5 protein-coding genes and 1 pseudogene are annotated in these 7759 nt (G+C 57.2%); 5 read left to right on the forward strand and 1 reads right to left on the reverse strand.

What is annotated here, in order from left to right; translation table 11 throughout:
- Positions 1–176: 176 nt before the first annotated feature.
- Both CINSTRO3249_RS10395 and tus read left to right on the forward strand, forming a co-directional pair.
- Positions 177–854: pseudogene (locus tag CINSTRO3249_RS10395) on the forward strand (MFS transporter); the annotation flags it as partial.
- A 337-nt stretch (positions 855–1191) separates the two neighbouring features.
- Positions 1192–2121 (forward strand): DNA replication terminus site-binding protein, encoded by a 930-nt coding sequence (gene tus / locus CINSTRO3249_RS10400; RefSeq protein ID WP_074013233.1) that lies wholly within the window; start codon positions 1192–1194, stop codon positions 2119–2121.
- 69 nt (positions 2122–2190) lie between these two features.
- On the opposite strand, the gene fumC is transcribed toward tus, so the two are convergent.
- Positions 2191–3588, reverse strand: a complete 1398-nt coding sequence (gene fumC, locus CINSTRO3249_RS10405; RefSeq protein ID WP_074013234.1) for a class II fumarate hydratase — start codon at positions 3586–3588, stop codon at positions 2191–2193.
- Between the two features lie 161 nt (positions 3589–3749).
- Between fumC and manA the strand changes: the two genes are divergently transcribed.
- The 3 genes from manA to add form a co-directional block, all read left to right on the forward strand.
- The gene (gene manA / locus CINSTRO3249_RS10410) at positions 3750–4925 is read left to right on the forward strand and encodes a mannose-6-phosphate isomerase (protein WP_074013235.1); all 1176 of its coding nucleotides are present in this window, start codon (positions 3750–3752) and stop codon (positions 4923–4925) included.
- Positions 4926–5068: 143 nt separating this feature from the next.
- Positions 5069–6634, forward strand: a complete 1566-nt coding sequence (locus CINSTRO3249_RS10415; protein ID WP_084790189.1) for a YdgA family protein — start codon at positions 5069–5071, stop codon at positions 6632–6634.
- Positions 6635–6729: 95 nt separating this feature from the next.
- The coding region (gene add, locus CINSTRO3249_RS10420; RefSeq protein ID WP_084790190.1) for an adenosine deaminase at positions 6730–7759 on the forward strand (1030 nt) is incomplete at its 3' end.

Here is a 7759-nt window from a genome sequence, read left to right on the forward strand (position 1 = left end):
GTGCCAGCATCAACCAGCAAGCTGCTTTGAAGTTCATATCCAACATCGCCACCGTGCGTCATTTTTAAGCGTCCGTATTTGGCATGATGGTAAAGAAATTGTAAACGTGACCAATCATGAACAACGAGAGCGTATGGATGCGGGCTAAGCGAAATTTGCTCAAGTGCTAGCGAAATAATTGGCTCATTGAGTTGACTGAAGCTAATTCGCTTATTATTCAGAAAACGCCAGACAGCTTGTTTCGGCCGACCTCATTGAAACCCCGCAACTTGGCGATCAATTTCCGTCTGCATTGGCGTGACCAAGGCCTGCCGCTCCTGTTTATGGAGGGGTTTTTGCTGATGGGCGCTTTCGTTACGTTGTTTAACTATATCGGTTATCGGTTGCTGTCAGCGCCGTGGTCGCTTAGCCAGGCGGTGGTGGGGTTGTTGTCGGTGGTCTATTTGACCGGATCCTGGAGTTCTCCCAAAGCCGGTGCACTTACCGCGCGCTATGGCCGTGGACCGGTCATGATGGTGGCTATCATGATCATGGTAGCCGGCCTGTTGTTGACGCTGGCAACGCCGCTGGCGGTTATTTTTATCGGCATGATGCTGTTTGCCGGCGGGTTCTTTGCCGCCCACGCCGTTGCCAGCGGCTGGATTAGCCGCCGCGCCCGTCGCGCCAAAGGTCAGGCGTCTTCGTTGTATCTCTTTTGTTATTATCTCGGCTCCAGTACCGCCGGGACACTGGGCGGGTTCTTCTGGCACGGGTACGGTTGGGGCGGCGTGGTGGCGTTTATCACCGCGTTGCTGTTCATTGGGCTGTATGTCGCCCAGCGCCTGCGCCGGTTGCCCGAGCTGCGTGCGGTCTGACCCGGGCCGCGCGAGTGCAGCATTAGGGCGGCCAAGGGTTGTCGACAACCCGTGGCACAGGCATCACCGGCGTTATCTTCAGAGGTGATGGCGCGGACGGTGACGCCCTGTGTGCTGCGCAAAAGCGAGGTTACTGAACATCGCCGCAAGCGCAGCGCATGCACTCTCGCGTCGCGACGCCGTCGCGATGAGGGGCAGTCGATAGGGTCATCCCCTCTTCAGACCGTGTTATCGTTTGGTTGTGCTGGACGTATTCCAGTCTCTTTCGCTAAGGTGTTAAGCTTGAGATAGGAAAATCACCTATTATTATGTTGTAACTAACAACCAGGACAACATTATGCCCGCGTTGGATTTAACCGAGCGTCTTAACACCTGCTTTAACACGCTGCAATTGCGCCTGACGGCGCTTGAGCCACTGCTGGGGGGGTTCCGGCTGCTGGCCGCCCGCGTATTTACCCTGCCAGAAGTGGAAAAAGGGCAAGAACAGGAAGAGATAACAACGCTGACGCTTCAGCAACAGGTAGGAAAAACCGCACTGGCGACCGGCGTGGCGCATTTTCAGCGCCTGTTCATTTATCAGCAAAAGCAAAACAGCAGCAGCAAAGCGGCAATCCGCCTGCCGGGTGCCCTGTGCTTTGCCGTGGATGATGATCAGTATGCTGCCGCCGTCGCGTTGATAAGCGAAATCAACGACCAGAAAACCCAATTGGCCCGGTTGATTACCGTAGAATCGCAGCTGCCGCCGGAGCAGCGCTTTGACTTCGTACACCGTCACCTACGCGGGCTGAAGACCCTGAGCGCCTATCGCGGCCTGCAGGTCATTACCGATCCTGATTCCGTCCGTTTTGGCTGGGCCAATAAACAGGTCATCAAAAATTTGACGCGTAAAGAGGTGCTGACCATGCTGCAAAAAAGCCTGCACGGCGGGCGTGCGGTGCCGCCTTATACCCGCCAACAGTGGCAAGAGCGGGTGCGGGACGAGATAAACCTGGTGTCCAAACTGCCGCCGGACATTGCGCTTAAAATCAAACGTCCGGTAAAAGTGCAGCCTATCGCGCGAGTGTGGTACCAGGCGCAGCAAAAACAGGTACAGTACGCCTGCCCTTCCCCGCTGATTGTCCTTTGCCGGACGCAACAGGGCGCGACGGCGCCGATGCTTGGCGAATTACTGAATTATGATTGCCGTAACATCCGCCCGAAACACGTCCCGGCGGCACTGCCGGCCCACCTGCTGATTGAACGGCTGCATTTGTACGTTGCGACCTGAGGCAGGTCCCAAGCGGCCCGCCTCAGGTCCGGCCCGGCGCATCGGTTGCGCGGGCAGACCAGCCCTTATTCAGCTTTTCATACTGCCAACCATGTCTTCCGGGCGGACCCACTCATCAAACTGTGCTTCCGTCACATAGCCCAACTTCAGCGCGGAGGCCTTCAGCGTCAGCCCCTCTTTATGGGCTTTTTTCGCGATTTCCGCCGCCTTGTCGTAGCCAATATGGGTATTGAGTGCCGTCACCAGCATCAGCGATTCATTCAGTAACTGATCGATACGATCGCGGTTCGGTTCAATCCCTTGCGCGCAATGGTGATTGAAGCTATCGATACCGTCCGCCAGCAGGCGCACCGATTGCAGGAAATTATGGATAACCATAGGACGGTAGACATTAAGCTCGAAATTGCCGGACGCGCCGCCGATATTGACCGCGGCGTCATTACCCATAACCTGGCAACACAGCATAGTCATGGCTTCGCACTGGGTCGGGTTGACTTTACCGGGCATGATGGAGCTGCCCGGCTCGTTCTCTGGAATGTTCAGTTCACCGATGCCACAACGGGGGCCGGAAGCCAGCCAGCGCACATCGTTGGCGATTTTCATCATCGACGCCGCCAGCCCTTTTAAGGCGCCATGGCCGTGGACCAGCGCATCGCAGGTCGCCAGGGATTCAAATTTGTTCGGCGCGGTGACAAAGGGTTGGCCGGTCAGATCAGCGAGCGCTTTCGCCACGCGGACCGCGTATTGCGGATGGGTATTAAGCCCGGTGCCGACCGCGGTACCGCCCAGCGCCAGCTCACACAGATGCGGAATGCTTTGCTCAATATGCTTTGCGCTGTGCTCAAGCATCGCCACCCAGCCGGAAATTTCCTGACCGAGCGTCAGCGGCGTCGCATCCTGCAAGTGGGTCCGGCCGATTTTCACAATATCCTTGAACGCGACGGCTTTGGCGTCCAGGGTTTTCTTTAGCACCGCCAGCTGGGGTAGCAGATGTTCGCGCACGGCAATCACTGCGGCGACGTGCATCGCCGTTGGAAACACATCATTGGAGCTTTGGCTTTTATTGACATCGTCATTGGGATGCACCCGGCGCCCATCGCCGCGCTCGCCGCCAAGCAGTTCACTGGCCCGATTCGCCAGGACCTCGTTCATGTTCATGTTGCTTTGGGTGCCGGAGCCGGTCTGCCAGATGGCCAGCGGGAATTCGGCGGGGTGTTTGCCGGCCAGAACTTCATCCGCCGCCTCGATGATTGCCTGGGCACGTTTGGCCTCTAGCAAGCCGAGATCCTGATTGACCTGCGCCGCGGCACGCTTGGTTTGCGCCAGCGCGTTAATCAGTTCTGGCGGCATTTTTTCGCTGGAAATGCGAAAATGTTCCAATGACCGTTGCGTTTGCGCGCCCCAAAGACGGTCCGCGGGGACGTCAATCGGCCCCATTGAATCTTTTTCTACACGAGTGACTGCCATCATAACCTCCTGGTATTCTTCCTAAAGATCGCTATCCCGCCCCACGATGCTTACTTCTTTAGCCAGGGCATTGGTAGTATAGTCCCACATAAACGCTTACCATTATGCGAGCGGTGAGCGCTATTACAATACGAATCAATAAATTATTAACGGGAACGATCATGGAAAAGATGATAAATACCCTCCAGCATTACGCTTGGGGCAGTAAAGATGCCCTGACCCGGCTTTACGGCATTGCCAATCCCGATGGCCGGCCGATGGCGGAATTATGGATGGGCGCGCACCCGAAAAGCAGCTCGCGCGTTGTCGATGACCAAGGCGATGAGATAACACTGCGTTCTCTGATTGCGCGCGATCCGGCGGGCATGCTGGGCCGCGCGGTGGCGGACCGCTTCGGTGAACTGCCTTTTTTGTTCAAGGTGTTATGCGCCGACGAGCCGTTATCTATCCAAGTTCACCCCAGCCTTGAGGCGGCAAAAATCGGTTTTGCCAAGGAAAATCAGGCGGGGATTGCCCTTGATGCGCCCAACCGCAATTACAAAGACGCCAATCATAAGCCGGAGTTGGTGTTTGCCCTGACGCCGTTCCAGGCAATGAACGGCTTTCGTACGCTGTCGTCCATTGTCTCGCTGCTGCAGCCCGTCGCGGGGGCCCATCCCGCTATTGCCGCCTTCCTCGCCCATCCCGATGAGCAACATCTGGCGCAGCTGTTCGGCGATTTGCTGTCGATGACCGGCGAGCAAAAGTCCCGGGCGCTGGATATTCTCACCGTCACGTTGGCCCATCAGCACGGCGAACCCTGGGATACCGTGCGCATGATTGCCGACGTTTATCCCGATGATAGCGGTCTATTCTCGCCGCTGCTGTTAAATGTCATTACCCTGCAGCCCGGCCAGGCGATGTTTCTGTTCGCGCAAACCCCCCATGCCTATCTCAAGGGGGTGGCTCTGGAAGTGATGGCCAATTCTGACAATGTGCTGCGCGCCGGCCTGACGCCGAAATACATCGACGTGCCGGAGCTGCTGGCCAATGTCCAGTTCGTCGCCAAACCGGAAAACACCCTGTTAACCGTGCCCGAGGCGCAGGAGGGTGCGCTGTTCTTCCCTATTCCGGTGGACGATTTCGCCTTTTCGCTGCACGCGCTGACGCCGGCGCCGCGCGGGCTGGCCCAGGACAGCGCGGCCATCGTATTTTGCGTCGATGGCCAGGCCACCGTGGACGGCGCCGGGCGGCAAATCACACTGCAGCCGGGCGAGTCGGTGTTTATTGCTGCAAATGAGTCACCCATTAAGGTTAGCGGTAGCGGCCGTTTAGCCCGCGTTTACAATCAACGCTAACGCCGGCCAGACGAATTGCTTGTCAGTTGCTACTATTAGTTGCATGGCTTGGGCATTATTCCCGGCCATGTGCGCTTTTTGTTGCCTTCGGCGTTGCTGGGCGAACAAGTGGGATAGCAAGACATTATAAGGATGCATAACCTATGAAAAAAACCCTCGTAGCGGTCAGCGTGATCGTCATTCTCGGCGCCGCCTGGACCGGTGGCGCCTGGTACACCGGTAAACAGTTTCAGCGCCGTTTACCCGAATTGGTCAACGACGCCAATACCCGCTTGCAAAGCACCTTTCCGCAGTCGGGTCTGCGCTTTGCCGCGGAGAATTACCGGCGCGGCATTTTCACCAGCCATGTCGATATCGTGCTGCAATCCGACGGCACCACCGGCGATAATAAGCTGTTGAAACCGGGCGAAGATGTCCGGGTCAATGAAAAGGTCGATCATGGCCCCTTTCCGTTTGCCCAGCTGAAAAAAGGCGTGTTTATTCCCAGCATGGCCTCGGTGCATAGCGTGCTGGCAAAAACCGCCAAAACTCAGCCGCTGTTCGACGCCGCCAAAGCGGGCGTACCGCTGGTGGGGGAAACCCGCGTCGGCTATAGCGGCAACACGGTATCCAAAATTACCCTGGCGGCGATGGATTTTAAAAATGATCAAACGGTGATCCGCGCCAGCGGCGGGACGTTCGATGTCGCCGCCGATAGCGATGGCGATAAATTGAAGGTAACCGGCGGCATTGATAGCCTGGTGCTGGGCGGCCTTAACCAGTGGCAACAGCGCGAACAGTTGACGCTGCAGGATTTCAGCGTTGACAACGACACCCACAATGGCAAACAGGGATACAGCATTGGCGATAATACGCTCAAAGCGCGCACGCTGGTGTACAACCTGGACGGCAAGGACATTTTAAGCATCGACTCGCTCTCCCAGGTGACCCATGCTAGCGAAGATGGCGATAAGCTGTCGGTCCAGGTCAATTATGCCCTGGACGCACTGCATATCCAGGGGCAAAACTTCGGCGCCGGCAAGCTGAATATCAGTTTGTCCAATCTGGATGGTAAAGCAGTCGAAGCGTTCAGCGATAACTATCATCAGCAGGTCGCGCAAATCATGCAGCAGACGGGGGCTGTCGACCCGCAACAGCAGCAGGCGCAAATTACTCAGGCCTTTTTGCAGCAGTTGCCTACCGCGCTGAAAGGCAGCCCTTACCTGACCATCGCTCCGCTCAGTTGGAAAAATGCCAAAGGTGAAAGCACCTTCACCCTGACGCTCAATCTCAACGATCCGGCGACGGCGCAGCAAGCGGCGCAGGACTCGTCCCTGACGTCGGATCAGCAGTGGGCCAGATTTGTCAACAAACTGGATGCCAAACTGAGCGTTCCGCTGGATATGGCCACCGAAACCACCGCGCAGTTCGCCCGTCTGCTGGGGTACAATGAGAAAGATGCCGACCTGCTTGCCAAGCAGCAGGTCCAAGGTCTGGCCGCCATGGGGCAGATGTTCAAATTGACCACGGTGGCGGATAATACCCTGACCAGCAGTTTCCATTATGCCGACAATCAAATCAATCTGAACGGCCAGAAGATGTCCATTCAAAACTTCCTGAGCCTGTTCGGCGTCTTCGGGGTGCCCGAGCGCACCGCCGCCCGCGGCAGCGCCGGTGGTGCCGCAGCCCTGAATCTCCTCCCGCACTGTCCGCCCGCTCCCGGCCCCTGAGCCGGGGGGGGGATTTTCTCACCCGCCCGGACGTCGCTCCGGGCCGGTCAATGTTATAATCATCCTATCAATGTCATTTGAAAGAGTTATTCCTCATGATTAATAGTTCCCTGCCGCTGACGGATTTACACCGTCATCTGGACGGCAATATTCGCCCGCAAACCATACTGGATCTCGGTCGTGAATTTGGCGTCGCCCTGCCCGCCAGCACGCTTGAGGGCTTACGCCCGCATGTGCAGGTCACCGCCAACGAGCCGGATCTGGTCAGCTTTCTGCAAAAGCTGGATGTCGGCGTGTCGGTGTTGGGGTCGTTGGACGCCTGTCAGCGCGTGGCGCGGGAAAATGTCGCCGATGCCGTGGCGGCCGGTCTCGATTATACGGAGCTGCGTTTCTCACCCTATTATATGGCGATGTCCCATCACTTGCCGCTGCAGGGCGTGGTAGAAGCGGTGATCGACAGCGTACAACGCGCCAGCCGCGAAACGGGATTGCCGGTACGGCTTATTGGCATTATGAGCCGCACTTTCGGTGAAGACGCCTGCTGGCAGGAGCTTGAGGCGATCTTGGCCTGCCGTGATGGCATCACCGCGTTGGATCTGGCCGGCGATGAGCTGGGCTATCCCGGCAGCGAATTCCTCAGCCATTTCGCCCGCGCCCGCGATGCCGGCCTGCGTATCACCGTGCACGCCGGCGAGGCCGCCGGTCCAGAAAGTATTTGGCAGGCCATTACGGAGCTCGGCGCCGAACGCATTGGTCACGGGGTGAAAGCCGTGGAAGATCCCAAGCTGATGGATTTCCTCGCCGACCACGCCATCGGCATTGAGAGCTGCCTGACCTCCAATATTCAGACCAGTACGGTGCGCGATTTGGCGCATCATCCGCTGAAACGCTTCCTCGATAACGGTATTCTGGCGACCCTCAATTCTGACGATCCGGCGGTACAGGGCATCGATATAGGGCATGAATATCGCCAGGCGGCGCCGGCGGCCGGCTTAAGCAGCATAGGTATCTACACATTTATCGTGATACCTGTTATTACTTTGCAGAATGATTTCAACCTATCTGTTGGCGGGATTGACTCTCGCCTTACCCGCCGATATCAGACGCTGGTTAAACAGCATATGA

Source organism: Candidatus Sodalis sp. SoCistrobi (assembly GCF_900143145.1).
In the GTDB taxonomy this organism is placed as follows: Bacteria; Pseudomonadota; Gammaproteobacteria; order Enterobacterales; family Enterobacteriaceae; genus SoCistrobi.